The sequence below is a fragment of the Hwanghaeella sp. genome, assembly GCF_965227365.1.
GTDB lineage: Bacteria > Pseudomonadota > Alphaproteobacteria > UBA8366 > Aestuariispiraceae > Hwanghaeella.
Map to the genome: position 1 here is coordinate 2,288,266 of NZ_OZ245754.1, position 26,984 is coordinate 2,315,249.

General features: G+C 60.4%; 24 protein-coding genes and 1 tRNA gene. 13 read left to right on the forward strand and 12 right to left on the reverse strand.

The features are described 5' to 3' along the window. Positions 1-22 precede the first annotated feature (22 nt). A complete protein-coding gene (locus tag ACQK2G_RS10405) occupies positions 23-433 on the reverse strand; it encodes a DUF2000 family protein (RefSeq protein WP_425404961.1) in 411 nt (136 codons plus the stop codon). A gap of 80 nt (positions 434-513) precedes the next feature. Here ACQK2G_RS10405 and ACQK2G_RS10410 point away from each other — a divergent pair, with 80 nt between their 5' ends. The 4 genes from ACQK2G_RS10410 (at position 514) to ACQK2G_RS10425 (ending at position 3,786) form a co-directional block, all read left to right on the forward strand. Continuing rightward, positions 514-1,074 carry an AraC family ligand binding domain-containing protein gene (locus tag ACQK2G_RS10410; protein WP_425404962.1) on the forward strand — a complete coding sequence of 187 codons (561 nt, stop codon included), beginning with the start codon at positions 514-516 and terminating at the stop codon, positions 1,072-1,074. Positions 1,075-1,082: 8 nt separating this feature from the next. Beyond that, positions 1,083-1,349, forward strand: a complete 267-nt coding sequence (locus ACQK2G_RS10415; protein WP_425404963.1) for a helix-turn-helix transcriptional regulator — start codon at positions 1,083-1,085, stop codon at positions 1,347-1,349. 46 nt (positions 1,350-1,395) lie between these two features. Further along, positions 1,396-3,159, forward strand: a complete 1,764-nt coding sequence (locus ACQK2G_RS10420) for an ABC transporter transmembrane domain-containing protein (protein WP_425404964.1) — start codon at positions 1,396-1,398, stop codon at positions 3,157-3,159. Between the two features lie 186 nt (positions 3,160-3,345). Next, on the forward strand, positions 3,346-3,786 hold the full coding sequence (locus ACQK2G_RS10425) for a PAS domain-containing protein (protein ID WP_425404965.1): 441 nt from the start codon (positions 3,346-3,348) through the stop codon (positions 3,784-3,786). Here the strand turns inward: ACQK2G_RS10425 and ACQK2G_RS10430 are convergent. Next, positions 3,779-4,408: a glutathione S-transferase family protein gene (locus ACQK2G_RS10430; RefSeq protein WP_425404966.1), complete on the reverse strand. Its 630-nt coding sequence runs from the start codon at positions 4,406-4,408 to the stop codon at positions 3,779-3,781. The genes ACQK2G_RS10425 and ACQK2G_RS10430 overlap by 8 nt on opposite strands. 134 nt (positions 4,409-4,542) lie before the next feature. On the opposite strand from ACQK2G_RS10430, the gene ACQK2G_RS10435 reads away from it, so the two are divergent. Further along, positions 4,543-5,133: a TetR/AcrR family transcriptional regulator gene (locus ACQK2G_RS10435; protein WP_425404967.1), complete on the forward strand. Its 591-nt coding sequence runs from the start codon at positions 4,543-4,545 to the stop codon at positions 5,131-5,133. Here the strand turns inward: ACQK2G_RS10435 and ACQK2G_RS10440 are convergent. Further along, positions 5,117-6,049, reverse strand: coding sequence for a DMT family transporter (locus ACQK2G_RS10440; protein ID WP_425404968.1), 933 nt, complete (start codon positions 6,047-6,049; stop codon positions 5,117-5,119). The two genes, ACQK2G_RS10435 and ACQK2G_RS10440, sit on opposite strands and share 17 nt — an antisense overlap. Before the next feature lie 149 nt (positions 6,050-6,198). On the opposite strand from ACQK2G_RS10440, the gene ACQK2G_RS10445 reads away from it, so the two are divergent. Further along, entirely contained in the window at positions 6,199-7,626 is a 1,428-nt protein-coding gene (locus tag ACQK2G_RS10445) for a protein adenylyltransferase SelO (RefSeq protein ID WP_425404969.1), read from the forward strand. On the opposite strand, the gene ACQK2G_RS10450 is transcribed toward ACQK2G_RS10445, so the two are convergent. After that, positions 7,623-9,494 carry a PAS domain-containing sensor histidine kinase gene (locus tag ACQK2G_RS10450; protein WP_425404970.1) on the reverse strand — a complete coding sequence of 624 codons (1,872 nt, stop codon included), beginning with the start codon at positions 9,492-9,494 and terminating at the stop codon, positions 7,623-7,625. The genes ACQK2G_RS10445 and ACQK2G_RS10450 overlap by 4 nt on opposite strands. Positions 9,495-9,618: 124 nt before the next feature. Next, the gene (locus ACQK2G_RS10455) at positions 9,619-12,051 is read right to left on the reverse strand and encodes a GcvT family protein (protein WP_425404971.1); all 2,433 of its coding nucleotides are present in this window, start codon (positions 12,049-12,051) and stop codon (positions 9,619-9,621) included. Positions 12,052-12,340: 289 nt separating this feature from the next. On the opposite strand from ACQK2G_RS10455, the gene ACQK2G_RS10460 reads away from it, so the two are divergent. The 3 genes from ACQK2G_RS10460 (at position 12,341) to ACQK2G_RS10470 (ending at position 14,320) form a co-directional block, all read left to right on the forward strand. Continuing rightward, a complete protein-coding gene (locus ACQK2G_RS10460) occupies positions 12,341-12,640 on the forward strand; it encodes a YciI family protein (RefSeq protein WP_425404972.1) in 300 nt (99 codons plus the stop codon). A gap of 132 nt (positions 12,641-12,772) precedes the next feature. Beyond that, positions 12,773-13,567 (forward strand): leishmanolysin-related zinc metalloendopeptidase, encoded by a 795-nt coding sequence (locus tag ACQK2G_RS10465; protein ID WP_425404973.1) that lies wholly within the window; start codon positions 12,773-12,775, stop codon positions 13,565-13,567. A gap of 141 nt (positions 13,568-13,708) precedes the next feature. Next, positions 13,709-14,320, forward strand: a complete 612-nt coding sequence (locus ACQK2G_RS10470; RefSeq protein ID WP_425404974.1) for a hypothetical protein — start codon at positions 13,709-13,711, stop codon at positions 14,318-14,320. 57 nt (positions 14,321-14,377) lie between these two features. Here the strand turns inward: ACQK2G_RS10470 and ACQK2G_RS10475 are convergent, their stop codons facing one another. Next, positions 14,378-15,433, reverse strand: coding sequence for a cyclase family protein (locus tag ACQK2G_RS10475; protein WP_425404975.1), 1,056 nt, complete (start codon positions 15,431-15,433; stop codon positions 14,378-14,380). A gap of 352 nt (positions 15,434-15,785) precedes the next feature. Here ACQK2G_RS10475 and ACQK2G_RS10480 point away from each other — a divergent pair, with 352 nt between their 5' ends. The 3 genes from ACQK2G_RS10480 (at position 15,786) to ACQK2G_RS10490 (ending at position 18,384) form a co-directional block, all read left to right on the forward strand. Next, positions 15,786-16,289, forward strand: a complete 504-nt coding sequence (locus ACQK2G_RS10480) for a hypothetical protein (RefSeq protein ID WP_425404976.1) — start codon at positions 15,786-15,788, stop codon at positions 16,287-16,289. A gap of 218 nt (positions 16,290-16,507) precedes the next feature. Continuing rightward, entirely contained in the window at positions 16,508-18,022 is a 1,515-nt protein-coding gene (locus ACQK2G_RS10485; RefSeq protein WP_425404977.1) for a helicase HerA-like domain-containing protein, read from the forward strand. A 26-nt stretch (positions 18,023-18,048) separates the two neighbouring features. Further along, positions 18,049-18,384: a YegP family protein gene (locus ACQK2G_RS10490; RefSeq protein WP_425404978.1), complete on the forward strand. Its 336-nt coding sequence runs from the start codon at positions 18,049-18,051 to the stop codon at positions 18,382-18,384. Positions 18,385-18,581: 197 nt separating this feature from the next. On the opposite strand, the gene ACQK2G_RS10495 is transcribed toward ACQK2G_RS10490, so the two are convergent. Beyond that, a tRNA-Glu gene (locus ACQK2G_RS10495) sits at positions 18,582-18,657 on the reverse strand. Between the two features lie 171 nt (positions 18,658-18,828). Between ACQK2G_RS10495 and ACQK2G_RS10500 the strand changes: the two genes are divergently transcribed. After that, positions 18,829-20,100 (forward strand): flagellar hook protein FlgE, encoded by a 1,272-nt coding sequence (locus ACQK2G_RS10500; protein WP_425404979.1) that lies wholly within the window; start codon positions 18,829-18,831, stop codon positions 20,098-20,100. 1 nt (position 20,101) lies between these two features. Here ACQK2G_RS10500 and recJ read toward each other — a convergent pair whose 3' ends face one another. The 5 genes from recJ to ACQK2G_RS10525 form a co-directional block, all read right to left on the reverse strand. Then, positions 20,102-21,874 carry a single-stranded-DNA-specific exonuclease RecJ gene (gene recJ, locus ACQK2G_RS10505; RefSeq protein WP_425404980.1) on the reverse strand — a complete coding sequence of 591 codons (1,773 nt, stop codon included), beginning with the start codon at positions 21,872-21,874 and terminating at the stop codon, positions 20,102-20,104. Between the two features lie 46 nt (positions 21,875-21,920). After that, positions 21,921-22,913: a class II fructose-bisphosphatase gene (gene glpX / locus ACQK2G_RS10510; RefSeq protein WP_425404981.1), complete on the reverse strand. Its 993-nt coding sequence runs from the start codon at positions 22,911-22,913 to the stop codon at positions 21,921-21,923. A gap of 112 nt (positions 22,914-23,025) precedes the next feature. Next, positions 23,026-24,324, reverse strand: coding sequence for a homoserine dehydrogenase (locus ACQK2G_RS10515; protein WP_425404982.1), 1,299 nt, complete (start codon positions 24,322-24,324; stop codon positions 23,026-23,028). Positions 24,325-24,391: 67 nt separating this feature from the next. After that, the gene (locus tag ACQK2G_RS10520; RefSeq protein ID WP_425404983.1) at positions 24,392-25,612 is read right to left on the reverse strand and encodes an LL-diaminopimelate aminotransferase; all 1,221 of its coding nucleotides are present in this window, start codon (positions 25,610-25,612) and stop codon (positions 24,392-24,394) included. Between the two features lie 219 nt (positions 25,613-25,831). After that, positions 25,832-26,809: an OmpA family protein gene (locus ACQK2G_RS10525; RefSeq protein WP_425404984.1), complete on the reverse strand. Its 978-nt coding sequence runs from the start codon at positions 26,807-26,809 to the stop codon at positions 25,832-25,834. Positions 26,810-26,984 lie beyond the last annotated feature (175 nt).

A 26,984-nucleotide genomic window follows, 5' to 3' on the forward strand; every position in this document is an offset into this window, starting at 1 on the left:
CCGCCTGGGGCGCAGCATCCGGTCACGGGTGCAGCTTCATCCCTTTCATGACCTTGTCGACCGTCTTGCGGTCGGCATGCAGGGCGATGGCGACGATATCGAGTTCCTCCAACGGCACGGCGGCGACCGCTGCTCTATTGTCATTGTCGTTCCCTGTTTCGAACAACTCGGCCGTGAAAATGATCGGGACTTCACCGCGCGACAGCGCCCGGCCATTGGCTTTGGTGAGATCCGCCTTTTCGACTTCATAAACCAGGATCGGTTGGCGGATCATCGCGCCGTACTGTGTGCCGGAAGCGTCCGCGTAGGGCTCGCCGATCAATTCCGGCGTCTGACCGACAAGACCGCCTGCCAGGAAGCTAACCGCATTCAATTTGCGCCAGGTTTCCAGACCGTTCCAAACCGCGATGGCGATCTTCGTCTCGTATTGCATGGGAAAGCCTCCGACATCACATTGTTGCAATGGCGCATTCTCTAACAGGCACATACGACGTCGGTCTTGAACGTTCGTGCGTGGCGGGCAGTCCTTCGCAAAGGGACTGGGTTCGTCATGGCGACTGCCCGCCCGGCATGGAGCGGCACGAGGCCTATTTCGCCGGTTTCGCCTATGAACCTCACCGCCACGACACGTATGCCATAGGCTTCACGGTCGAAGGCGTGCAAAGCTTCGGTTATCGTGGAACGGAAGAGCACAGCCTTCCCGGCCACGTTCTGGTCATCCATCCCGACGAATTGCATGACGGCCATGCCGGGACCGAGGATGGGTTTAGGTTCCGCATGCTGTATCTGAGACCGGATTTGATCCGCGATGCCTTGTCGACAGCGGGTCCGGGTGGCGGCCCGGCGCCGTTGCCTTTCATTCCAGGCGCGATCAGCCGGGATGCACGCCTGATCCGCGCTTTGATGCTCGCCTTGGGCGATATGGAGACGGAAATCCATCCACTGGAGGCCGACCGCATCATCCAGGAATTGTCGGATGCACTGAACGCAGTGTCGGGCAGCCTGCACCCCCCCCTTCCCGACCCCATCAGCGCGCGGTCGACCGGGCGCGTGATTACCTGCGTGCCCATCTGACCGAAACCGTGACATCCGAAGCATTGGAGCGGGAGGCCGGTTTGGATCGCTACGAACTGGCGCGGCAATTTCGCCGTCTTGTCGGTACCAGTCCTTACCGCTATCTCGTGATGCGGCGCCTTGATGCGGTGCGCGACGCAATCCAAATGGGCGAAAGCCTGGCGGATGCAGCCATCGATTCCGGCTTCGCTGACCAGGCTCATATGACCAGGCACTTCAAGAAAGCTTTCGGGGTGACCCCGGGCAAGTGGCTCACCCTGTCCAACGCGGGCTGACCCGCCCACGCCCACCCGGTACGGAGTATTCACTTTGGCGAGACAAATGCTGCCTGAACGGCCGAAGGGCCGCGATCTGCGCGTGCTGCGCCGGGCGGCGGGATTCCTGAAGCCTTATTGGCGGCGCGTCGTTGCCGCGTTGGTCGCGCTGATGGTGACTGCGTCATCGGTGCTGGGCCTGGGCCAGGGCCTGCGCGCGCTGATCGATGGTGGGTTTTCGGGGGGTGATCCCAACGCACTTGAAAACGCTCTCGCCTTGTTGGTCGGCCTGAGCGTCGTGATGGCGGTGGGCACCTATTGTCGTTTCTACCTCGTTACCTGGCTTGGGGAACGCGTGGTCGCCGACCTGCGAGACGCGGTGTTCGACCGTGTAATCCGCATGGACCCCGCCTTTTTCGAAGTGACCAAGACCGGCGAGATCCTTTCCCGCCTCACAACCGATACGACGCTGCTGCAATCGGTCATAGGATCCAGCGTCTCCATGGCGCTGCGCAACACGCTGATGATGATCGGCGGGCTTGCAATGATGTTCGTGACCAATCCGAAGCTGACATTGCTTGTACTGCTGGTCGTGCCGGTCGTCGTGGTGCCGATCCTTGTGATTGGGCGCAAGGTCAGAACGCTTTCCCGCGCCAGCCAGGACCGGGTCGCCGATGTCGGCGCCTTCGCGGAAGAGAGTTTCAACGCGATCCATACCGTCCAGTCCTATACCCATGAGGAAGCGGACCGGCGCGCCTTCGCCTCCGAGGTGAAGAACGCCTTCACCGTCGCCATAGAGCGGACGCGTCTGCGCGGCATTCTGTCCAGCACCGTCATCTTACTGGTCTTCGCCGCCATCTCGGTCATCCTCTGGGTCGGCGGGAACGACGTGATGGATGGCGTCATCACAGGCGGGGATCTGGCCGCCTTCGTCTTTTACGCAACGGTGGTTGCCTTTTCCGTCGCCATCATCTCGGAAGTCTATGGCGAGCTTCAGCGCGCCGCGGGCGCGACCGAACGGCTGGTCGAACTGCTCGAAGCGGAACCCGAAATCCTGCCGCCACCCCACCCGCTACCGATGCCGGTTCCGCCGAAGGGCAGGATCGCGCTGGAGAACGTCACTTTCCACTATCCATCGCGGCTGGACATGGCAGCACTCCACGACTTCACCTTGACCGTCGAACCCGGAGAGACCGTTGCCCTCGTCGGCCCGTCGGGTGCGGGTAAGACGACCGTCTTTCAGCTTCTGCTGCGCTTCTACGATCCCGAGTCAGGGCGGATTATGATCGACGATGTCGATATCAGCGATGCGAACCCGACCGAGGTCCGTCAACGCCAGGCCCTGGTGCCGCAGGATCCGGTGATCTTCGGGGCAACAGGACGGGAAAACATCGCCTATGGCGACCCGGACGCCGATTTCGATCGGATACGCCAGGCAGCGAAGGACGCCCGGGCGGACGAATTCCTGTCCCGGCTGCCGGACGGGTACGAAACCTTCCTGGGGGAAAAAGGCGCCAGACTGTCCGGCGGGCAACGGCAACGCATTTCCATCGCGCGCGCGATCCTGCGCGATCCTTCGATACTGCTGTTGGATGAAGCGACCAGCGCCTTGGACGCAGAGAATGAGCGACTGGTTCAGGACGCGCTCAATCGGCTAATGGCTGGACGAACGACACTGATCATCGCGCACCGGCTCGCTACCGTCGTCAATGCGGACCGGATCGTCGTCATGGAGAACGGCCGAATTTCGGCAATCGGCACGCATAAGGATCTGGTTGAGAAAAACGAACTGTATTCCCGTCTGGCCAAACTCCAGTTCAGGGATTACTGATCCGGTGCAACTCGGTTGGTTTGACCGACGAATTTCAAATTGGTGGTGCCGACCCTGGGCCAACCAAGCCAGGACTTTGATTCGTTGGGGTAAATCTCCCGATCAAGCGCCTGCAACAGAACCATTTTTTGGATAACGACAGTGTCAAATCTCGGCGATCGGAACTTCCTTGTTGGGACCACCCCCATGATCAAGGAAATATTCGCCTATTGGGACGCATTGCGCGGCATTCGACACATGCCTGAACGCGCGAGTTTCGACCCGTTGGCGATCCCCGCCCATCTTCCCGGCATACTGTTCATCGAGGTTGAGGGCACCGACGAGAATGGCATCGGCATCTATCGCTACAGGGTCGTCGGATCGGACGAAGTGGAAAACCGCGGCCACAATCCGACGGGCAAACTGGTGAATGAGGGTTTCTTCGGTGCGTCCCTGGAAGAGGTTCTCGCCGACTACGAATGGGTTCGCCTGAACAGGACCTGTTTCTATGCGCCGGTGGATTTCGTGACCGAGGACTATCGCCCGGTCCGGGAACTATCCATTCTGCTGCCGTTCGGCAATACAAATGGGGACGTTACGCATATCCTTGTCTACTCGGAACGCTCCGAGACAGAGGATATCACCTAGCCGCCTTGACTGCTGGTGCAAACGGACAAAACTCCCGCTCGGCCAAACGATCCAGATACGCCGTGACGTTTGGGAATCCCTCGTCCAAATAACCGTTGAGGCGCCCCATCACCAAGGCAAGGCTGGCAATGATATCCGTTACGCCGAACCGGTCACCCAGCAGATAACTGGATACGCCCAGGCGATCTTCCAGTACAGACACGCCTTTTCGGAAGAAACCACGCGACTGCTCGATTACTTCTGGGCGGCGTTCGTTCGCCGGCATCAGAAAAGGGCTTTTGTTCAGAAAACCGCTCCAGGCCCAGGCTTCCACTTCCGTCACCGTGAAAAAGGCCCATTGCTCATGCAGGCTGCGTTCCCAACTGCCCGGCGGCGGAATCAATTTCTTCTCCGGGGCCAGATCGGCAACCGCATTGACGATCGCGATGGATTCGAAAAGCGGCTTTCCGTCTATCAATGCCGCGGGCAGCTTTCCCATCGGATGGATCCGGCGAACTTCTTCGCTGCCGATCGCCCTGGGACTGTTACCTTCCGATCGATATGGGAGCCCCGCTTCCCGGAGCGCCCAGCGGCATTTCTCGGATCTGGTTCGCTTGAATTCATACAGTACGATCTCCGGCATTCGCCCGATCCTTTCAAGGATAGTGTTTGGCAATCCTTTCCGGACCCTGCGACAAGGGTTTAATATGTTCAAGAACATATAATAGCCCGCCAACCGAAAGGACTCCTCGTATGCCGTTGAGCCGCGAACACAAGATGAAGACGCGAACCCGTATCGTCGAAGCGGCGAGAAGACTGTTTAACAAACGCGGGTTCAACACGGTTCCAATCGACGACATCATGGCCGAAGCGGGCCTGACACGCGGTGGTTTCTACAACCATTTCTCCGCCAAGGAGGATCTATACGCAGAAGCCCTGACCGCATTCGCCGCGAGCGCCAAGGAAGCCGTCGAGGTCAGTCCGAAACGCGGCCCTGCTTTGACCCGATCCTTCATCCGAACCTATATCTCCCGACGCCATCTAAAAACGGTCGAGAACCAATGTCCGTTAATCGCCCTGTCATCGGACGTCGCGCGGTCCGGACCGACGGTGCGGCGGGCATACGAGGGCATTCTGCAGAATCTGGTCGGCCTTTTTCAGGACTCCGCCCCGGCAGGGGGCGGCCTCTCCGCCCGGGAACGCAGCCTTGCTGCGGCCGCAATCTGCGTCGGCGCAATGGTCCTTGCACGAACCGTAGAGAACAAGGCACTGGCTGGGGAGATATGTGACGCTTCCCGCAAACTGGCCGAGAAAACGGTTCTTCCAAGTACTCAGGAGACCCAGGAACGATTCAGCGAAGCTTCTTGAACTTCTCGGACAGGAAGATGCCGAACAGGACAAGCAGCAACGCGGTTCCGTGGAACATCTGGAATTCTTCACCCAGGAAAGCTACCGCCATCACAGCGGCGAAAATCGGCACCAGATTCACAAAGACGCCGGCTCGGCTTGGCCCGATCTTGTCCACGCCCTTGATGAAGCAGATCTGCGATACGAAGGACGGGAAAATCGTCACCAGTACGATCACGAGCCATCCCTTGGCCGTTGGCGCCAGGAATTGACCCAGGACGATTTCCCCCGCCATGAAGGGCAGCGAGACCAGGAACGCGACGATCGACATGCCGGCGAAGAGGCCCAGCGTCGAGACCGGCGGGCGGCGCCGTAATCCGACGGCATAACTGGCATAGAGGAAACTTGCGATCAGCATCAGGAAGTCGCCGTCATTCACCGTCAACGTGATGAGGCGTTCGATACTGCCCCGCGTCACGACCACCACGACACCGATCAGGGTGACGATCACGCCCAGGGCTTGAACTGCCGTGATCTTGTCCCTGTACAGCAAATAACTGCCGATCATCACAAAGACCGGGATCGATCCTTGAATGATGCCCAGATTGATCGCCGTCGTATTATGCGCAGCGATGTAGAATACGGCGTTGAAAAGGGTGAACCCGGCCGCCCCCATCACGATGACGAAGCGCCAGTAGCGCTTCAGCGCCGGCCAATCGCGTTGCAACGGGCCGCGCAGGAACAAGGCAATCAACAGGACCACGCCCGCCCAACGGGCCGTAACCAGCGTCAGGGGCGATATCTCACCCACCGCGAAGCGGCCCAGCACGGCGTTGCCGCCCCAGCAGAGGGTGGCGAAGGTCAGGAACAGATAGGCGTCGATGGACCATTGTGGCCCGGTGCCGGGCTCGCTGGATGCCTTGACCGTATCACTCATGAAAACTCGTCCTGAAAAGATCCGCCGGGCCAAGGTCAGGATCGACACTTGATTTTCGGTCCGGCAATGCAATTGTCCGTGGAGGTAAACACTATCTTCCCGGCGCCGTCGAGCGAACACCGATTACGGGAGGAGCAAAGGAGTTTTTCTTGCCAGTATCGCCCGCCTATCGAGCCGACATCCGCCACCCGACGCTGGGAGACGCATTCTACGACCCGGTCCAGCCAGCGGACTTTCCAAAACACATACTTCGATTCCGAAACGACCGGTGGGCCGAACGGGTTGGGTTGGACACGCTGACGGACGCGGAATGGATCCGACATTTCGGACGGTTCGAACCTTTACCCGACAATCTGAAGAACCCATTGGCCCTGCGCTATCACGGCCATCAATTCCGAACCTATAACCCGGACCTGGGCGATGGCCGGGGATTTCTTTTCGCGCAAATGCGGGACCGGTCGGACGGCCGTCTGCTTGACCTCGGCACCAAGGGGTCCGGGCAAACGCCATGGTCCAGGCAGGGTGACGGCAGATTGACGTTGAAAGGCGGGGTCCGCGAAATCCTGGCGACCGAAATGCTGGAAGCGCTTGGCGTGAACACCTCCAAGACCTTCAGTGTGATTGAGACAGGCGAAGCGCTGTATCGGGACGATGAGCCCTCTCCGACCCGCGCCGCGGTCCTGGTTCGGCTCAGTCACGGCCATATCCGCTTCGGAACCTTCCAGCGTCTGCTGGTGACGGGACAGGCCGCTGAGAAACGCGCCCTTGTCGACTATGTGATCCAAACCTATTGGCCTGAGGCCGCCGATAGCCCAGACCCCGTCATCGCCCTTTTTGACGCGGTCATGCGGGCCCTGGCGAAGAAGGGCGCACAATGGTTCGCGGCGGGGTTCGTGCATGGCGTGCTGAACACGGACAACATGGCGATTACCGGGGAAAGTTTCGATTACGGACCCTGGCGATTTCTGCCCAACCTGGATCCGGGTTTCACGGCCGCCTATTTCGACAGTGCCGGCCTCTATAGTTTCGGGCGGCAGCCTGAGGCATTGCATTGGAACCTCGCCCGCCTGGCGGAATGCCTGCTGGACCTGGCGCCGCAAGAGTCGTTCGAGGAAGCGATCGGCCGGTTCGGGCAATTGTTCGAGGATGAGTTGGTCCTTCAAACCCATTGGCGCCTTGGCCTGATGCCCGACGACCCGGACAAGGCGCAGGAACTCACACGTGCGTTCTACGCCGCTCTTCGAGAAAGCGGCACCCCCTATGAACAGGCCTTCTTCGACCTTGCGCATGGCGCGGACCCCGCCCGGCTGTCGCACTCGCACGGCGCTGAATTCTATCGCAAGGATTGCTTTGCCGAGGCACTGGACCTTATCCGTGAGGCACCCCGCGCCGCAGCGTCAATCGAGCATGCGTATTTTAAAGATGTCAGGCCGGTCACAATGCTGGTTGAGGACGTGGAAGCAATCTGGTCTGCAATCGACAAGGATGACGACTGGTCGCCGTTGCATCGGAAGGTCCAGGAAATCAGGACGATGGGTGACGCCTATGCCGCCCTGCCCCGCCCGATGGCGGGTTAGACACCGTCGACCTGGCCGGCGGTGGAGACTTCCTCCGACGCCACGGCGAAAAAGACCGTAACGGTCGTTCCCTTGCCGACCTCGCTTTCGATTTGCATTTCGCCGCCGTGATCGTTCATCAGCGATTTCACGATCGACAGTCCCAACCCGGCGCCTTCCTGGGCCACATAGGCGTCGGTCAACCCGCGCGAGAACGGTTCGGCGATATAGGGCAACCGATTGGCCGGAATACCCGCGCCGGTGTCGGCGACTGAAATCGAGACGAAACCATCCCTCGCCGCCGCGGATACCGTAATCTTGCCGCCCGGTTGCGTATATTTGACGGCATTCGAGAGCATGTTGTTGATCACCTGCCGGGCCGAGCGTGCATCGGCATGGATCAACGGGATGTCAGGCGGCACGTCGAATGTCAGTTCGAGTTTCTTGTCCGCAACCGCCTTGCGAAAATCATTCTCCGCGAAATCCAGAACGTCGCGAACCGAATTCGCCTTGAATTCATATGTCCGTTTACCGGCTTCGATGGCGGAAATATCGAGAACCTGATCGACAAGGCCCAGCATGTGACCGCCGCTGCTGCGGATGGCATCGGCATATTCGAGGTACTTCTCTCCCCCGAGCGGACCGAAATACTGCCCTTTCAGCATTTCGCTGAACCCGAGGATCGCGTTCAGGGGCGTACGGAATTCATGGCTCATTGTCGCCAGGAACTCTGATTTCGCCTGGTTCGCTTCCTCCGCACGCCGCAAGGCGGCGTCAAGCGCCCGTGCGGATTCCCTCTCGGGCGTCACATCTCGTCCGGTGCCGCGATAGCCTGTGAAAACCCCGTTCTCATCGAATACAGGCTCACCGTTCAAGCTGATTGTCCGGGGACCGCCCGCCGGTCTGTAGATGTCGTAGGTGAAATTCCTGAACGGCCTGTGGTTCTCCAGGTCGTCCATGTGCTGTTGCCATTTCGGCTTTTCGATCAATTCCGCCGACAGGTCCCGCCGGGATTTTCCGATGGCGTGGTTCACGTTGAAGCCGAGTACTTCCCCGGCACGCGGCGAGAAATAGGTGAAGCGAAGGTCGGCATCCATTTCCCACAACCAGTCTGACGCGATCTCAGCGAAAGACCGGAACCTCTGCTCGCTTTCCTTCAACGCCTCCGCCGATTTAGCGCGCGCCTGGATATGGCTGCTGATCGTACCGAGCAGTTTGTTGACGCTTTCCACGACGGCCCTGAATTCATTTGCCGGATAGGTCCCGGAGTCAGGCAGGAGTCCCTTCTTCGGATCGTCGGGATCGATGCGGGAGAATTCATCCGCCATCTTCAACAAGGGGCGCGTAAACAGCTTGTTGAAGATGAACAACAGGATGACCGCCAGAATCAGGGCGCGCGCCAGGGCAAACAGGATTTCGTACCAAGCCTGGCGAAGCACATCCATGGCAGCCTGCTTCGAGGAGACCTCCACGACCAGGGTCCCGATCACCTTGTCGGGCTCAAGCGCGTGATGCAGCGGTGAGGAAATGGACGATACTTCGATCGGTAGGAAATCGGCCGCCCAATATTCCTTGAAGTCTGTCTCGGCACTGCTGTTGACGAGCGAATTCCCGAATTCGTCGAAAATCTCGACGGTCACGATCGGTTCGAAGCGCAGCAGACCGTCGGCCACACCGGCTGCGAGAAAACGGTCATAAGTAAACGCCGCCTGACTGGCAGCGCCTTCCACGGAATCGATGACCGCCCTTGCGGTATCGCGAATATCCGCCAGTTGCTTGTCGTACTCCCTGGCCAGCTGCGCGACGCCGAAAACGAGCCCCACAACGACGGCAATCACGAAGATCAACCAAGTCTGTAGCAACGTTACGCTGCGGGAGGGTTTGAACATAGGCGCGTACTGACCGAGCGGTTGTCTTCATATGGTAATCACGTTCAGAGGTAGAAACACCCCTTGTATGAGCATATTAGACTTGGCAGGCGCAGCATGTCACCAACCCTTGCATTTTGGGTGATCAGCCGCGCATTCGGGCTCCGTCCGCATCGAACAGCGGTTCGCTTACGACATGCGCCTTCCGCATATCGCCCAGAATCTCAATTTCCGCTTCCAGACCGTCCTCGATCAGCCCAACGGGAAGAAAGCCGATGGCGATCGATTTCTTGGCATAATGGGAATAGCCGCCGGAGGTCACAAAGCCCTGGATCTCGCCATCGACGTAGATCGGTTCGTAGCCGACGACGTCGGCATCCGCGGCCTCCACGACAAAGCTGCAGAGTTTCCGCGACGGCCCTGTGTCCCGTTCCGCCAATGCAGCGGGTTTTCCGATGAAGTCCGCCTGTTTGCCATAGGCCACGAAGCGATCCATGCCGGTCTCCGCCGGCGTGTAATCCGGCCCGAATTCCCGCAGCCATGATCCGAAAAACTTATCCAGCCGAAGGCTCATCATCGCCCGCATACCGAAAGGCTTCAGGCCCAGGCCGTCGCCCGCCTGTATCAGAGCCTCATACAAGGCACGCTGGTCATCGGCACCGACATAGATCTCGTAGCCCAAATCCCCGGTATAGGAGACCCGCTGCACCACAGCTCTCGTCAATCCGACATCCATGTCGCGAACATCCATGAACTTGAAGCCCTGGGCGGAAACATCCGCGCGAGTGGTCCTGCCCAGGAGTTCCCTGGCATTCGGTCCGGCGATCTGAAAACCGATCCGACGGGTTGAGACATTTTCCAGGGTGACGCCGGCTTCGGGCAGATGCTTTTGGAACCAGCGCATGTGATAGGCCTGCGCGCCAAAGGACGCAGTCAGCTGGAATTCCTCCTCGCCACGGGCATTCTCCAGACAGGAAATGGTGAAATCGCCGATCAGGCGACCTTTCGGACTTAGCATCGGCGTCAGACTCAGCCGGCCGGGTTTGGGCACACGCCCGGCCATGATCCTGTCGATCCAGTCCCGCGCGCCCGGCCCGGTGACTCGATACTTCCCGAAATTGTGGATTTCGTTTATCCCCACGGCTTCGCGCACGGCGCGTACTTCCGCCGCCACTGCATCGAAGGCATTCGAACGCCGGAAACTCGGCGTCTCAAACAGCGGCTCTCCCTCGGGCGCGAAATAGTTCACGGCTTCCATCCCGTATCCCGCACCGAAGACAGCCCGCTGCTGCTTCCAGATGTCATAGGCAGGTGTCGTCTGGAACGGCCGCGCCGCGGGCAATTCCTCATTGGGGTAGGAAATAGAGAACCGGCGCTGATAGTTCTCCCGCACCTTGGCCCGCGTATAACCCGGTGTAATCCACTCACCGAACCGGGCGACGTCCATCGCGAGGACATCCCGGCTCGGTTCGCCTTCCACCATCCATTCCGCCAGCGACAGGCCGACACCGCCGCCTTGCGAGAAACCGGCCATCACGCCGCAGGCGGACCAGTAGTTCCGCAAACCGGGCACGGGGCCGACCAGGGGGTTGCCGTCCGGCGCGAAGGTAAAGGGCCCGTTAATCACCGTCTTGATACCGGCGCGTTCCAGTACCGGAAACCGCTTGCAGGCGAAGGCGACCGAATCTTCGATCCGGTCGATCTTGTTCTCCAACAATTCATGCCCGAAATCCCAAGGAGTGCCGTCGACCGCCCAGGGATCGCATTTCTGTTCATAGAAGCCGATGCAGATACCGCGTCCTTCCTGGCGCAGATAGCTCTCGCCTTCCGGGTCCATGACATGCGGCAACTCACTGTCCCGTTCATAGACTTCCGGTGTCTCCTCCGTCACCAGATATTGGTGCTCCATCGGATGCAGCGGCAAATAGACACCCGCCATCGCGCCGACCTCTCGGGCCCATAGGCCGCCCGCATTGACGACATGTTCCGCATGGACCGTTCCCTGCTCGGTAACCACGTCCCAGGTGCCATCGGCCCGCTGAAGCGTTTCCCGGACCGGGTTGCGAAGAACGATTTCGGCCCCCGCCATTCGGGCCGCCTTGGCATAGGCATGGGTTGTGCCGGAGGGATCCAGATGTCCGTCAAGGGGATCGTACAACCCGCCCAGGACGCCCTCGACATTGGTGATCGGGGAAATCCTGGCGATCTCGTCAGGGCCGATGAACTCCGTCTCCAGCCCCATATACCGATGCTTCGCGCGCTCGGCCTTCAGATGGTCGACCCGTTCCGGCGAAGTTGCCAGGGTCACGCCGCCGACGTGGTGCAGGCCGCAACTCATCCCGGTAATTTCTTCGAGTTCCTTGTAAAGGCGGATCGTGTAGCCCTGAAGCGCGGCCATGTTGGTGTCGCCGTTCAAGGTGTGGAACCCGCCTGCGGCGTGCCAAGTCGAACCGGACGTCAGTTCGGACCGCTCGATCAGCATGATATCGGTCCAGCCGAATTTCGTCAGATGGTAAAGCACCGAACAACCGACGACCCCGCCGCCGATGACCACTACCTGCGCCGATGACTTCATCATTCCCCCATGCGTTCCGGACAAATTGCGCCAATGGACTGACCGCCGGATCCTTTGCAGCGTCGCCCCCCGAAGATCCAAATACCCTAAGTTCCAGGATACGCAACGCCCGTTCCGCCGCGCCGTTTATTGTATCGAGCGCGCCGTCGGCGGTTTCGGTGTTTCTCTCTCCAGGGCCGCGGCAAGGGTCTTTGCAATTCTGCAGATCGATCCGGCGAAGGTTCGGGGCTCTTGGAGAACGCCCTTTCGGCTAGGGTCCGCGATACGTCAGACCAAACAAGGAGGCAGAAGCATGTATGTCGTATTTTTCGAGGACGAAGACAGTGCCGCCACCCAGAGAGAGAAGCATATGCAGGCGCATTTGGCCTTCCTGGAACAGAATGCCGATCGGATAACCGCGGCGGGCCCTCTGCGGGATCCGCGTTCCGGCCTTCCTTCAGGCGGTCTTTGGACGGTCAACTGCGACAACGAAGACGAGGTTTGGCAGCTCGTCAAAAACGACCCGTTTTGGCCGACTGGGCTGCGGAAGTCGGTCGATATTCAATGCTGGAACAGAGTTTTCGCGGATGGCAGACGTCAACCGACACGCTGAATCGCTACATCCAGGCATCCTTTCATACTGTGAGGGCCATCACAGGCTTCGATGGCCATTCCGTGCATCAATAGTTTGTTAAGGGTTCGGGAATATCATTAAACGCAAATGTTTGTGTATGGAGATTTGTGCGTGTCGAAACCCGGAAAACTCTTAGCCGCCATAGCGCTTCTTCTCACCGTTTTCGCCACGACATCCGCGCGTTCCGCCGGTTTCGACATCAGCGTCGTGTTCACCGGCGGGCTTACAAGCACTCAGCAGAGCATATTCTCCCAGGCCGAGGAATTCTGGGAAACCCTGATCACCGGCTACCAACCGGGTATCACCCTGTCGGGCATCACCATCGAAGCATCCGGCGTACCGATCGACGGTAGCGGCCAGGTCCTCGGTCAGGCCGGCCCCACTTTCGGCGTATTCCAGCAAGGTTTCGCCCTCGCTACCGACGGCATCATGCAATTCGATTCCGCCGATCTCAGCGTCATGGAAGCCGCCGGCATTCTGGATGAAGTGATCATCCACGAAATGGCGCATGTCATGGGTTTCGGCACCTTGTGGGAATTGAACGGCCTTTATGTCGATGGGTCGGGCCAATACACCGGACAAAATGCGCTGGATATCTACCGGTTGGAATTCGACCCTCTCGCGACCTTCATTCCTGTCGAACTTGATGGCGGCGAAGGGACGGTCGATGCGCATTGGGACGAAACCTGGGCCGGCACCGCTAACGAGTTGCTGACCGGTTTCCTGAATGTCCCGGCCTTTGTCAGCGCCACCACGGTGGCTTCCTTCCAGGATCTGGGCTTCACCACCATCGACCTCGTCACCGCGGTACCTCTCCCCGCGCCCGCATTGATGCTGCTGACAGGATTGGCGTTTCTTGTCGGCATCCGCATCAACGCTTCACGGGGCAAACGGCGCCCGTGCTAGAACCCGGCTGTCGCGCAAGGTCCCTCACGGCCGGCCGCAACCTCATCAATGGATCGATTTCCATGCCGGGCAAACTGCGCTACGAATGATCGCATCGTATTGTCTTGGCCGATTGCCCTGACTGTTTATGTTGGAACGGCAATGGAATGGGTTCGCCAAAAGCCTCGTAGTATCGTTTCGATCGCCGAAGCGCCCGCTCTCTTCACAACGATGGCGCCGCGCATTGTCGCGTCGGCCTATGCGGACATGATCGAGGAAGCCGGTGGCCGGATCCCAGCCAAATCCGGGCTCGATATTTCCAAGTTTGCGAAGGCACTGCCGAATGTGGCGCTGTTTGCCGTCACCCTGCCGGACAAATGGATCTACCGGATCGTCGGTGAGGCTTGGAAACAACGGATCGGGATGAATCCGACCGGCCGCAATTACATCGATTTCGTCGCCGGCCCCAGACGCGGAAACGCGATCGCCTCACTGCAGGACGTCATCGCCATTCCCACAGCCTTCCGCGCGATAATTGAACAGACCTATTCAGAAGGTAAAAAGGCGCAATTGGAAGTCCTGGTCATCCCGCTCAAATCGACAGAAGCCGGCGTCGATGCTTTCGCCCTTTTCGCCGCGCAACTGATCGCCCCTGTGAAGTTCGGCCCGGGCGACGATCCGGTAGTGCTGGGCGCCAATATCATCGAACGCGATATGATCGATCTCGGTTTCGGCGTGAACGAGGACTTCACCGACCTGGTTCGGTCCGACTGACAGCAATACCATCGACGCCACCGCAGGAAGCTTGCGGCGGCAACCCCAAGCGCCGCCTCAGACCGTCGCGACCGGTGTCGTCGGCGATCCAACGGCCCCCGGCAACCGAAGCGGTGGCGCCGTCAGCAGGAAGCGGTATCGGCCCCTGTCGCGAAGCCAGGCCGCCAACGGCGTCAAATGCCACAACTCGCCCAGCGGAATGCCGTTCTTGAACAGACAGTGTTCGTGCAACGGCATGGATGCACAGCAATCCGCCTGCCCCGGCTTGGACGGAATTCCTTCAACTGCGTAATTATCGGCGATCAACGCCGACAAGCCGCTGTCCGATATCCAGTTCAGCAGCTTTCCGTCGCGGCCATTCAACACTGCGCAGGCGGAATGCAGCGTTCCCTCGTCGGGATTGCGGTTCATGTCCAGGACGACTTCCGCGAAGCCGGTGTGAAAACAGACCATGTCACCGGTTTCGATCTCGACCCCGTCCCTATCCAGCACCTGCATCAACAGGTCGTATCCGACATAAGTGCGATCATTTCCCAAATGAGCATGCAGATCGACCATGACGGCCCGTCCCTGCAGACCATGGGCTGCGAAATTCTCTATGCCCAGGGCGCCCGCCTTGCATGTCCCTTCACGCCAATCGGCGTTCGGCCCGGCCCCTGCATCTGACATTTCTTTGGGCCCAACAATATCCTCGCCACCCCGGAAGCCGTTATAAAAAACCTTCTCCGGCACACCGTCGCCATCGGCATCGAAAAGCGACCCGACATGGGCGAAGGCGTCCCACTGAGTGGAATACTGCAAGTGCAGCAATGCCAGGTCGTCGCAGACGACATCGGTCGCGCCATCCTCTTCGGTATTCAGCGCAACGTTGAAATTCACCGCATTCGGCCTCAACGTCGGTCTGAGGACAGGCGGTTTTCGCCGCGGGTTGAGGCCGCTTCCGCCAGGATAGTCGAGCGGCAGGGAAAGACAGAATGTGACCCCTTCCTTCGCTTCCGCCAGCCCCTGAAGCACTTTCTCCCGCGTAATCAGGTTCAGCCGGCCCAGTTGATCATCCGGCCCGAAATCGCCCCAGTTCGACCCTTCCGGCCGGTTTTTCCACCGCTTCTGCATCAATGCCTCCCCATACGATGACGATCCGTCACGCCTCTTGTCGAGGTCATGTCTCCTTGTCCGGGCGACCGTAAACCAACCGCCATCCAGGAAGTTTCATGAAAAAACCAAAAGGCGCCGCCGCCAACGCCCAAGATGCCTTTCGACGTCACTTCTGCGTTGCGCCAGGGGCGGTAATGAGATCCGGCACCTACGCAGGCGCCTCCGCGCCCGGTCGAAATTGACAAATTATTAATATACCGGTTCGTAATTTATCGTACGCTACCGCCCCCTAACAAAGCATGGGAACGCACCGCCGAAGGTCAGTGCCCGTCAAACGCGACATTCGACGCAGTTCAAGACTTTCCGCTACATGATGGACAAGCCCGACATACCCAAGGATGACGACTGGCGGCATCGCTTCTTTGCGTTGGACGCATTGGATTCGGTCGATCCGATCTGGTCCGACCTCGTCGAGCTATGGGATTCCAAGCGCGGTGACGCGCTGCTGCCGGCCTGGTCCTCTTTCGACATGTACGATTTCAAGCCATGGCTCGGTTATGTCGCCGTCAACAAGGTCACGTATGAACCGCTGGATACCCTGACCACTCTCTGGGGCACCGAACTTACGGAACTCTATGGCGAGGACAGGACGGGCAGAACATTGCGCGAATCCCAGGTCGACTGGAGCATTACCCTGAAGGACTGGACCTTCTGGGAACGGGTCGCCGATCAACCCTGTATCGGACATGCCGAAGGCAATATTTATTGGAAAAGCAGGGATTACATTCACTTGACCCGCATCTTCCTCCCCTTCGGACAAGACGGAAGAACCTGCGATACGATTGCCTCGGCCACGAAACAGGTCGATCCGTGATCGATCGAGTACCGGGAAAAATAGCGGCCAAGTGAGGATTGTGCCTATGCATGGACGCTGAAGCGGCCTTATACTCACATTCCCTTATATACCTGCACCTGTATCCAATCCCAGCTTCTGAAACAGGAACCGGACCACCCCATGAATTCCAATCATTCCCGGTCGAGCCGGCCCTATTTGGCCGACCCGACAAGCCCAATTTTGTCCGGAATTGACAGATGATTAAGGAAGGGAAGATCTACCTCGGCAAGGGTGGAACGGATCTGTTCCTTTCGCTCAAATATGCCAACCGCCATGGCCTCGTCGCCGGCGCGACCGGGACCGGCAAGACCGTGACCCTGCGGGACCTGGCGGAAGGTTTCTCCGCCGCAGGGGTTCCCGTATTCGCCGCCGATATCAAAGGCGATCTCTCCGGCCTCAGTGTCGCGGAAACCGGTGAAGGCAAACCGTTCCTGATCAAGCGCGCCGAAGAGATTGGATGGGCTGACAAGTACCAGTTCCAAGGTTTTCCAACGGTGTATTGGGATTTGTTCGGCCGCCAGGGCCATCCGGTTCGGACCACGATCTCGGAAATGGGGCCGGTTCTGCTGTCCCGGCTTCTCAACCTGAACGACACACAGGAAGGCGTGCTGACAGCCGTATTCGAGATCGCCGACGATGAAGGCATGTTACTGCTGGATCTGAAGGATCTGCGCGCCATGCTGACCTTTGTCGGCGATAATGCCCGGCAATTCCGGACAGCATATGGAAACATTGCGGCATCGTCGGTCGGGGCGATTCAGCGCCGAATCCTGACCCTGGAAAACCAGGGCGGTGAAAACATCTTCGGCGAACCGGCGCTGGAACTGTCCGATTTCATGCGCGTCGAGGACGGCAAGGGGATCATCAATCTTCTCGCCGCCGACGAATTGATGCAGAGCCCCAAGCTCTACGCCACCTTCCTGCTTTGGCTGCTATCGGAACTGTTCGAGGAACTGCCCGAAGTCGGCGACCCCGACAAACCCAAGCTCGTCTTCTTTTTCGACGAAGCGCATCTGCTGTTCTCCAACGCCCCCTCCGCCTTGCTTGAAAAGATCACGCAAGTGGTCCGCCTGATCCGTTCAAAGGGTGTCGGCGTCTATTTCGTCACCCAAAACCCGGCCGACATACCCGACGCGGTGCTGGGACAGCTCGGCAACCGTATCCAGCATGCCCTGCGCGCCTATACACCGAAGGAACGCAAGGCGATCCGCGCCGCCGCCGAGAGTTTCCGCGAGAACCCCGCCTTCGATACGGAACAGGTCATCACGGAATTGGGCGTGGGCGAGGCCCTGGTGTCGACCCTGCAGGAAAAGGGCATACCCGGGATCGTCGAACGAACCTTGATCCGTCCCCCCTGCTCCCAACTGGATCCTTTGACTGATCGGGAACGGGATCGTGCGCTCTCTAGAAGCCCTCTCGCCGGCAAATACGACAAGCGCCTGGATCGGGAGTCCGCCTACGAAATGCTCGAGGAACGGGCGCGTGTCGTCGCTGAGGAAGAACGGCGGCGTGAAGAACAAGCTGCGCGGGAGTTGGAAGAAGAACGCCGCCATCGGGAAAATGAACGCGCCCGAAAGAAAAGCAGGACCGCCCGCCGGTCCTCGCGATCGGACAGTTTGTTCGAGACGGCCGCCAAAAGCGTCATTCGAACCGTCGGCAGCGAACTCGGTCGTCGTTTGATTCGCGGCGTGCTGGGCTCATTGCTTCGTTGATCAATTAAAAACTGGAGAGACTGAACATGGCTGGGAAGTTTGACTTGTATACCGACAAGGCCGGTGAGTACCGTTTTCGCCTGAAAGCGGGCAATGGCCAGGTCATTCTGGCAAGCGAAGGATACAAACAGAAATCGAGCGCGACGAACGGCATCGACTCCGTAAAATCCAACGCACTGAATGACGGCCGCTACGAACGCAAGGAAACGAAGGCCGGCAAGTACATGTTCAATCTGAAGGCTTCGAACGGTCAGGTAATCGGCACCAGCGAAAGCTATGAATCGGCCGCCGCGCGCGACAATGGAATCGAGTCCGTGAAGAAAAACGCCCCGGATGCAGCCGTCGACGACCAGACCGGCTGACGGAGCGCCCTCCGGTATCGCTGCCCCTGGATCATCGGGGGCAGCGTCGCCCCCCGGCATAATCCGAACATGCGGTTTGCTGGACCGACGCCGCCAACGGCAGGGCGAATTGAAGGATCGCAGAAAGCCGGCACTCAAACGCAAAAAATCCGCCCTGTGGCGGCTTTTGTCGTTTCCGAATGTCATTCCGAAAGGAATGGCGACCCCTACGGGATTCGAACCCGTGTTGCCGCCGTGAAAGGGCGGTGTCCTAGGCCTCTAGACGAAGGGGTCGTCGTCGGCGAGGCGGAGATATATGGGGACGCGCCGTCTCCGTCAAGCCGAATGAACCGCAAAAATTCAGATTGTTTGCAGTTTCTTTTCAACGCGGTTTCAAGCCTTTGGCACCATCCTTGCTAAACACCTGACAGCTAATTGGAACAGACGGTTCGGAGTATACCTTCCGTGGTCGCAAACTACCTCTTTGGGTCCAGCATCAGCGCCATTCAGGCGCAGGCCAAGGCCTTTGAGGTCATTTCCCACAATATCGCCAATTCGACGACGCCGGGCCACAAGGCCGAAACGAGCACGTTCGAGGAGCTGGTGGTCGATGCGGGCCGGGTGCGCGGCAATGTTTTCCCAGCGCTCCGCGGCGCCAGCAACGTCGTCCGACGCGATGTCCGCGCCGAAGGCGGCATCCAGAACACAAACGGCTCTCTGGACCTCGCCTTGTCGGGCCGCGGCTTCTTCCTGGTCAACACGGAACTGGACGGGTCCGGCACGACCTTGCTGACCGACTCGGGTCAGTTCCAGCGGCGCATTGTCGAGAATGCAGGCGTCGAGGAGGTATATCTTACCGACAATGTAGGCAATTTTGTCCTGGGTTTCCCCTTCGACGCCGCAACGGAGACCTTCACAACCGTCACCGATACCAGCGGTCTGGTGCCGATCCGCCTGGATGCGGGCGGCGACAGCTTCCAGGCGGTGGCATCGACACAATCCTTCATCGACGCGAATTTGCCGCCGGACTCGGCGACGGGTGAGTTTTTCGATGTCGGCTTGACCATATTCGACGGAACAGGCGCGGCAGACGGCATCGCAGACCGCCACAATGTAACGGCGCGTTTCACCAAGACCGCCACAAACAACGAGTGGACGCTGGAATTCTTCGGCGACAACGCGACCATCACAGCGCCCGCCGCGCCCGTCACCGTAACCTTCAACGCGGACGGCACGTTGAACGTACCGCCTTCGGTGGACCTGGCGATTACATTTACCGATTCCGGCGGCTCGATCGCGACGACGGTCGACATATCCGACATGCGCAGCTTCGCGCCGGAATTCGTGCTGACCGAAGCCGGTTCGAACGGTTTCGAGGAAGGCGACCTCGTCGCCTCCCGCTTCAACCAGCGCGGTGAATTGGAAGGCATATTCAGCAACGGTCAGACACGGAACCTAGCCAAGCTTGCGATCGGCGACGTGGTGAACCCGGAATTGCTCGCGCCCGTCACCGACACGCATTTCATTCTGAGCGGCTTGAACGGCGATTTGCAGATTTTCGAAGCGGATATCAACGGCCGCGCGCAGATCGTAACCGGCGCCCTGGAAGGGTCGACGGTCGATCTCGGCGAGGAACTGGTCCGGATGATCGAAACGCAGCGTGCCTATTCCTCCGCGGCAACGACCCTTCGTACGGTCGAGGAACTGCTGAAGACGGCGACCGATCTGAAACGCTAGATCAATTGCCCGGCGCGGCGTCGTCGATCATCAGTTGCGGCTGTTCCCTGCCCTGCCAGCGATCGACCCGCAACCGTCCGGCCAGATGGATCGGCGCACCGCCGCGGGCACTCAGCAAGAGACTTCCCATTTCCTGATCCGCACAACGGAAGGCAATCGCCTTCAACGAGGCTCCCCCCTCACCCGCGACGCGACAACGGACATGATCCGTCCCAACCACATCCGCCTGCGCGATGCGCGCATTGGGCAGGGCGAAACGCGGTTCCGCATTGCCCATGCCGAAGGGAGCGAGATTTTCCAGGGCGTCGATCAAGGGCAAGGTCGCCCCCGAAACGGACAATCCGCCATCCAGCGTCAGCCGCGGCCTGATCGGCGCGCCGGACAGTTCAGCGGCGATACGCTCTTCCAGGAAGGCCCCGAAGGCCTCACTCTGCCCTTCGGCAACGGTGAAACCGGCGGCCATTTTGTGTCCGCCCCCATTGACCAGGAGGTCGGATTGCCGGGCCGCGATGACATGAGCGCCCAGATCGACCCCCTCGACCGATCGGCCGCTGCCCTTGCCGATCCCTTTTTCGAACGCGACGACACAGGCCGGGCGGTTGTATCGCTCCTTCAAGCGGCCGGCGACGATACCAATCACGCCGGGATGCCATCCTTCGGCCCCGACATAGACCAGGTGCTCGCCCATGCCCTGCGCCTCGGCAATGTCGATCGCCTGTTCCAGGCATTGCGCCTCGATTTCCCGCCGTTCCGCGTTATAGCCGTCCAACCGCCGGGCGATATCCCGCGCCGACGCCTCGTCTTCAGTGGAAAGCAGATCGGCGCCGAGCCACGGTTCACCGACACGGCCGCCGGCATTGATCCGCGGGCCGAGCAGAAAGCCCAGATGATACGTGCCGGGCATTTCGTCCATGCCGGCGATATCGGCAAGTGCCCGCAGGCCGGTATTGCGCCGCTGGGCCAGAACTTTCAGACCCTGGGCGGTCAACACGCGGTTCAGACCGCGCAGGGCGACGACATCCGCCACCGTTCCCAGGGCGACAAGGTCCAGCAGGTTTCTCAAATCGGGCTCGCGCCTGTCCTTGAACCAGCCGGCTTCGCGCAGGGCCCGGTTCAGCGCCACCAGCACCAGAAAGGTCACGCCGACGGCGGCGAGATAGCCGTGGGGGCTGTCATCGTCCAGACGGTTCGGATTGATCACGGCGGAGGCGGGCGGCAAACGCGGTTCGGCCGCGTGATGGTCGACCACGATGACGTCGAGGCCCGCTTCCTTGGCCGCCTGCAGGGGATCGAATGCGGTGATGCCGCAATCGACCGTCATCACCAGGCGGACACCATCACGATGCAGCTTCAATAGTGCCTGCGCATTCGGGCCGTAACCCTCCGCAATGCGGTCCGGGATATAGACCTGGACCGGCAAACCGAGTGCCGCGAAGTACCGTTTGATCAAGGCGGAGGATGTCGCGCCGTCGACGTCGTAATCGCCGAAGACCGCGACCTTCTCGCCGCTGCGGATCGCGCGGACCAGGCGCGCGATCCCCTCCTCCATCCCGCGCAGATGCATCGGGTCGGGCATCTGGTCCCGCAAGGACGGAGTCAGGAAGGCATCGATGTCCTCCAACCCGATGCCCCGACCCGCAATCGCCCGGCCGACGATATCGGGCAGCCCCCGGCTTTGGGCGATCGCCGCCGCCAAACGCTCGTCGACGGGACGCAACTCCCACCTCTTGCCGCTGGCCGAGCGTTCCACGCCAAGGAATGCCTGATCCGTCATTCTACCGCCGAAGGTCCTCCCGAATGCCCGTCACGATCCGACCGGATCAGCGCGGGTCGACCCAGAACTTGCGGCCGAAATCGTGCAGGGTTTCGATCTTGCGGACCGTCCCGGTCTTCGAGCGCATGACGATGGAATGGGTCGTCGCACCCTTGGCGAAGATCCGCACGCCGCGCAGCAACGTGCCGTCCGTGACGCCGGTCGCCGCGAACATGACGTTGCCCTTGGCCAGGTCCATCATGTCGTATTTGCGGTCCAGATCGGTAATGCCGACCTTGTGCGCGCGTTCCCTTTCATCATCGTTCCGGAACAGCAGGCGGCCCTGGAACTGGCCGCCGATGCAGCGCAGGGCCGCACAGGCCAGAACGCCTTCCGGAGCGCCGCCACTACCCATATAGATGTCGATCCCGCTTTCCGGATCGGACGTGGACATGGCGCCGGCAACGTCGCCGTCGCCGATCAACTGGATACGGGCGCCGCTGTCGCGTACGGCCTTGATGAGTTCCGCGTGGCGCGGGCGATCCAGGATGCAAACCAGAACGTCTTCGAGTTTCTTGCCTTTGGCTTCCGCGACGGCCTTCAGGTTTTCCGTCGGGCTTCTGTCCAGATCCACGATCCCGGCTGGCAGGCCGCCACCGACCGCAATCTTGTCCATGTATACGTCGGGCGCATGCAGGAAGTTGCCGCCATCGGCCATCGCCAGCACGGCCATCGCATTGGTGCCGCCCTTCGCGGTGATGGTGGTGCCTTCCAGCGGATCCAGCGCGATATCGATTTTCGGCCCCTTACCGGACCCGACCTTCTCACCGATATACAGCATCGGCGCTTCGTCGCGTTCCCCTTCGCCGATGACAACCGTGCCGTCGATGTCCAGCGCGTTCAGCGCCGTGCGCATGGCGTCCACGGCGGCCTGGTCGGCCGCCTTCTCGTCGCCACGGCCCATCCAGCGTGATGCCGCGAGGGCGGCCGCTTCGGCAACGCGGGCCGCTTCGAGGGCAAGGTTCTTGTCAGCTGTGATCTCTGGTGCTTTTTCGGCCATGTCGTTCTTCCTTTAATTCTGCCTGCGGCTCTTTGTTTCTGCGGACCGGGCGGTCCTGAGCCGTTATCTCATTCTAGCCCAATTCCATGACGGAAATCCGGCGGTCGGGACCCTATTCCTCGAACGGTTCAATTCGGATCATGCGCGGGGTTTCCACCACTGCGCCGAGTGCCTCGATCTTGGCACGGGCGGCTTGCATCGCGGCTTCGCCCGCCTCATGCGTGGTCAACACGACGGTCACCGGCGCCCCCGGGTCACGCCCGCGCTGGATCACGTTTTCCAGCGAAATCGATTCATCCCGAAGGATCGCCGTGATATCCGCCATGACGCCCGGCTGGTCAATCACCACAAGTCGAACGTAATACGGTCCGACATGGCGGTCCAACGGCAGGGTCGGCGTCTTGCGCAGCGCTGAAACCGGCACACCGAAGGCAGGTCCGCCACGTCCGGCGGCGATGTCGATCAAATCGGCGGCAACGGCGGAAGCGGTCGGGCCATCGCCGGCGCCGCGACCTTCCATCACGGTCGTATCCACGAAGTCGCCTTTGGTGACGACCGCGTTGAAGACACCTTCGACCGAAGCGATCGGCGCGCTCATCGGAACCATGACCGGGTGGACGCGCTGGAACACCCCTTCCCCATTTTGCTCCGCGATGCCTAGCAACTTGATCTTGTAGCCGATCTCCCTGGCGTATTGCAGATCGTCCGGCGTGATATGCCGAATGCCCTCGACGGCGACACTCTCGAAGTCGATCTCGACCCCGAAAGCGAGGCTGGTCAGAATCGCGAGCTTATGGGCCGCATCGACCCCATCAACGTCGAAACTGGGGTCGGCTTCCGCGTATCCCAATTCCTGCGCTTCCTTCAGGACATCGTCGAAATCCCGCCCCGTTTCCCGCATCGCTGTAAGAATGTAGTTGCAGGTGCCGTTCAAAATGCCGTGCAAAGACGAGATACGGTTCCCAGCCAGGCCTTCGCGGATTGTCTTGATGACGGGAATGCCGCCGGCGACCGCCGCCTCATAGGCCAATGTCACGCCGGCCTTTTCGGCATCGGCGGCCAGTTGCAACCCGTGATGAGCGATCAGCGCCTTGTTGGCGGTGACGACATGGCGCCCCGCGGCAAAGGCCGCCTCACAGGCATCCTTGGCGATCCCCTCGCTGCCCCCGATCAATTCGACGATGACATCCGCATCCGCGTCTCGCGCCATCTCGGCTGCATCGTCGAACCAGGCGTAACCGGAGAGATCGCATCCACGGTTCTTGGTCTTGTCGCGGGCAGCGACAGCCGTGATTTCAATCGGCCGTCCGGCTCGTGCCGCGATCATGTCGTGCTGCGTCTGCAGCAGTCGAACCAACCCCGCCCCGACGGTACCCAAACCGGCAACCGCGACTTTCAGCGCCTCAGCCATTTACTGAACTCCACCCCACCAAGTGCCTATTTAAACTCACTTTTCCAAATCCGTGGATACGTCCCGCTCAGGCCGCCTGGCCTGTGTCCGACGGCTCGCTCTCGGCCAGGAAAGTACGGATGTTGCGCGCAGCCTGACGGATGCGCTGAACGTTCTCGACCAATCCAATGCGGACGAAGCCTTCGCCGTACTCGCCGAATCCGACGCCCGGGGCGACCGCAACCTTGGCATCCGTAAGCAGCTGTTTGGCGAAAGCCAGACTGCCCACATTGCTGAACTTCTTCGGCAAGGGAGCCCAGACAAACATGGTCGCTTCGGGGCTTGGCACGTCCCAACCGGCGCGCGACAGGCTTTCCACCAGGACGTCACGGCGTTCCTTGTACAGTGCCCGCATTTCGTCGACGCAGTCCTGCGGACCGTTCAAAGCGGCGGTCGCAGCGACCTGAACCGGCGTGAAAGCCCCGTAATCCACGTATGATTTGATCCGCGCAAGGGCCGCGATCAGGGTTTGGTTCCCAGCCGCGAAACCGACGCGCCATCCCGGCATTGAATAGGTCTTCGAAAGCGAGGTGAACTCCACCGCGATCTCGCGGGCGCCGGGAACTTCCAGGACCGACGGCGGCGGCGTGTCGCCGAAATAAACCTCGGAATAGGCCAGGTCCGACAGAATATAGATCTCGTGATGGCGGCAGAAATCGACGACTTCCGCATAGAAATCCAGATCGACCACCTGGGCGGTCGGATTCTGCGGGAAGTTCAGAATTACCGCCAGCGGCTTGGGAATGGAATGGGCGACGCCGCGGCGCAGCGCCTGCATGAATTCCTCGCGGAAATCCCCTTCACCGCTGCCTGCCGGCAAATGGCGGATCGCCCCGCCGGCGATGATGAAGCCGAAGGAATGGATCGGATAGCAGGGGTTCGGCGCCAGGATGATGTCGCCCGGGCTGGTAATCGCCTGCGCCAGGTTTGCCAGGCCTTCCTTGGACCCCAGGGTAACGATGGCTTCCTTCTCAGGATCGATGGAGACGTTGAAACGGCGCTCGTAATAGGCGGACAGCGCCCGACGCAAGCCGGGGATGCCCCGGCTGGTCGAGTAGCGATGGGTCTTCGGATTGCGGACCGTTTCGACCATCTTCTCGACGATGTGCTCCGGCGTCGGCGAATCCGGGTTGCCCATGCCGAAATCGATGATGTCCTCGCCCCGGGCGCGTGCTTCCGCCTTGAGGGCGTTAACCTCGGCGAAAATATAAGGCGGCAGGCGCTTGATACGGTGGAAGGAGTCGAGCATGGCGGTCGGGCGTTTTCATCGAAGATTGAACGGAACTGCGTTTTAACGGACCGGGCCTGTCACGTCTAACGCAGAATAAGCCCGCGCACCGACAAACTCAGGGCATGAGCCGCGGTTCGGTTAACCCTTCCGGACAAGAAAGCCCCCACCGCGCTCCGGTCAGCGACCATGCGTCCGGCAAGGCGCCGCCAACTCAGCGGTCGCGCGCCCAATACCGTCCTAGTACTGAATGAAAACCTCGACCCGCTGGTTGCCGGAAACGCCGGCCGCACTGTCTTCCGTGTAGCGCGGTTCGCGGGCGCCGACGGCGGCGATATCGATCTTGTCCTGCGGAATACCGATCCGCAGCAGGGCCGCGGCGGCGGATGTCGCCCGGTCCAGGGATGCCTTGTAATTGACCAGATCCTGCCTGACCTGATCATTCACGCCGGTCGACTGACTGGCATGTCCGACGACCTTGATCGACTTACCGCCGTTCCGATAGATCCCCGCAACCTGTGACAGGACATTGAGATCGTTCTGCGTCAGTTGCGATCCGCCCTGCGGGAAATACAAGGTGGCGATATGGACGGCCTGCCCGATCGGGTTGCCATAACCGGCCGAGGGCGCCGGTTGCGGCGGCGCGGCGGCGGTTTGAGTGGTGGTCGCGGGCTGTGGCACCGGTTGCGCGGTCGCCGCCGGTTGCGGCACCGGAACAGGCTGCGGTACCGGCACGGGCTGCGGGGTCGCTACAGGCTGCGGAACCGGTTGCGGCGGCGACGTGACTTGCGGCACTGACGGGGCGGAGGTCTGCGCGGAAGTCGAGCGCGTGGTCTGGCCGGCGGCTGTTTCCTGCCGGACGACCTGTTCCGAATAGCGGGCGTTGTTCTTGTCCGCCACCAACTGGTTCTGCAATGCGCCCGCCTCCTGAACAATCGAGGGCGGCGGCGGTTTTTGCGGTACGGCGCCGACGGAGGGATAGGCGTCGCCGGAGCCGGGAACGGGTTTCGGTTCCGTCGAGTCCTGTGCCTCGTCCTCATCATCGCCGAACCAGTTCATCGGGTTCGCGGCGGAGACGGCATCACCGGCCACATCGCCGATATCGGACATCGTCTCGCATGCCGTAAGGGACAACGCGACCGCGGCAGCAGCCGCCAAGCGAATGAGGATCCTGCAATCGGCGGCACCGACATGCGGTTCGGTAGACTTCGTCGTCATGACATCCAACCCGTACATTTTCACAAACTTCCGGCAGGCGCGACGTTTGCACATGCCGTCCCCCAATACCAGTAGATGACGCAAATACTATAGGATTCCCCCGGCTGTCCAAAATCTCTTGGATACAAAGGCTGTTATCCCCAAATTCGACCGGGTAGACGGACAGTCGAACACC

Bases quoted from the DNA above. Each gene is read 5' to 3' on its own strand.
- ACQK2G_RS10440 (WP_425404968.1), bottom strand. From the start codon at position 6,049: ATGAGTGATACGGTCAAGGCATCCAGCGAGCCCGGCACCGGGCCACAA.
- ACQK2G_RS10475 (WP_425404975.1), bottom strand. From the start codon at position 15,433: ATGCAGAAGCGGTGGAAAAACCGGCCGGAAGGGTCGAACTGGGGCGAT.
- ACQK2G_RS10435 (WP_425404967.1), top strand. From the start codon at position 4,543: ATGAAGACGCGAACCCGTATCGTCGAAGCGGCGAGAAGACTGTTTAAC.
- glpX (WP_425404981.1), bottom strand. From the start codon at position 22,913: ATGGCCGAAAAAGCACCAGAGATCACAGCTGACAAGAACCTTGCCCTC.
- ACQK2G_RS10450 (WP_425404970.1), bottom strand. From the start codon at position 9,494: ATGTTCAAACCCTCCCGCAGCGTAACGTTGCTACAGACTTGGTTGATC.
- ACQK2G_RS10480 (WP_425404976.1), top strand. From the start codon at position 15,786: ATGATGGACAAGCCCGACATACCCAAGGATGACGACTGGCGGCATCGC.
- ACQK2G_RS10520 (WP_425404983.1), bottom strand. From the start codon at position 25,612: ATGCTCGACTCCTTCCACCGTATCAAGCGCCTGCCGCCTTATATTTTC.
- ACQK2G_RS10430 (WP_425404966.1), bottom strand. From the start codon at position 4,408: ATGCCGGAGATCGTACTGTATGAATTCAAGCGAACCAGATCCGAGAAA.
- recJ (WP_425404980.1), bottom strand. From the start codon at position 21,874: ATGACGGATCAGGCATTCCTTGGCGTGGAACGCTCGGCCAGCGGCAAG.
- ACQK2G_RS10460 (WP_425404972.1), top strand. From the start codon at position 12,341: ATGTATGTCGTATTTTTCGAGGACGAAGACAGTGCCGCCACCCAGAGA.
- ACQK2G_RS10405 (WP_425404961.1), bottom strand. From the start codon at position 433: ATGCAATACGAGACGAAGATCGCCATCGCGGTTTGGAACGGTCTGGAA.
- ACQK2G_RS10485 (WP_425404977.1), top strand. From the start codon at position 16,508: ATGATTAAGGAAGGGAAGATCTACCTCGGCAAGGGTGGAACGGATCTG.
- ACQK2G_RS10490 (WP_425404978.1), top strand. From the start codon at position 18,049: ATGGCTGGGAAGTTTGACTTGTATACCGACAAGGCCGGTGAGTACCGT.
- ACQK2G_RS10515 (WP_425404982.1), bottom strand. From the start codon at position 24,324: ATGGCTGAGGCGCTGAAAGTCGCGGTTGCCGGTTTGGGTACCGTCGGG.
- ACQK2G_RS10525 (WP_425404984.1), bottom strand. From the start codon at position 26,809: ATGACGACGAAGTCTACCGAACCGCATGTCGGTGCCGCCGATTGCAGG.
- ACQK2G_RS10455 (WP_425404971.1), bottom strand. From the start codon at position 12,051: ATGATGAAGTCATCGGCGCAGGTAGTGGTCATCGGCGGCGGGGTCGTC.
- ACQK2G_RS10470 (WP_425404974.1), top strand. From the start codon at position 13,709: ATGGAATGGGTTCGCCAAAAGCCTCGTAGTATCGTTTCGATCGCCGAA.
- ACQK2G_RS10425 (WP_425404965.1), top strand. From the start codon at position 3,346: ATGATCAAGGAAATATTCGCCTATTGGGACGCATTGCGCGGCATTCGA.
- ACQK2G_RS10420 (WP_425404964.1), top strand. From the start codon at position 1,396: ATGCTGCCTGAACGGCCGAAGGGCCGCGATCTGCGCGTGCTGCGCCGG.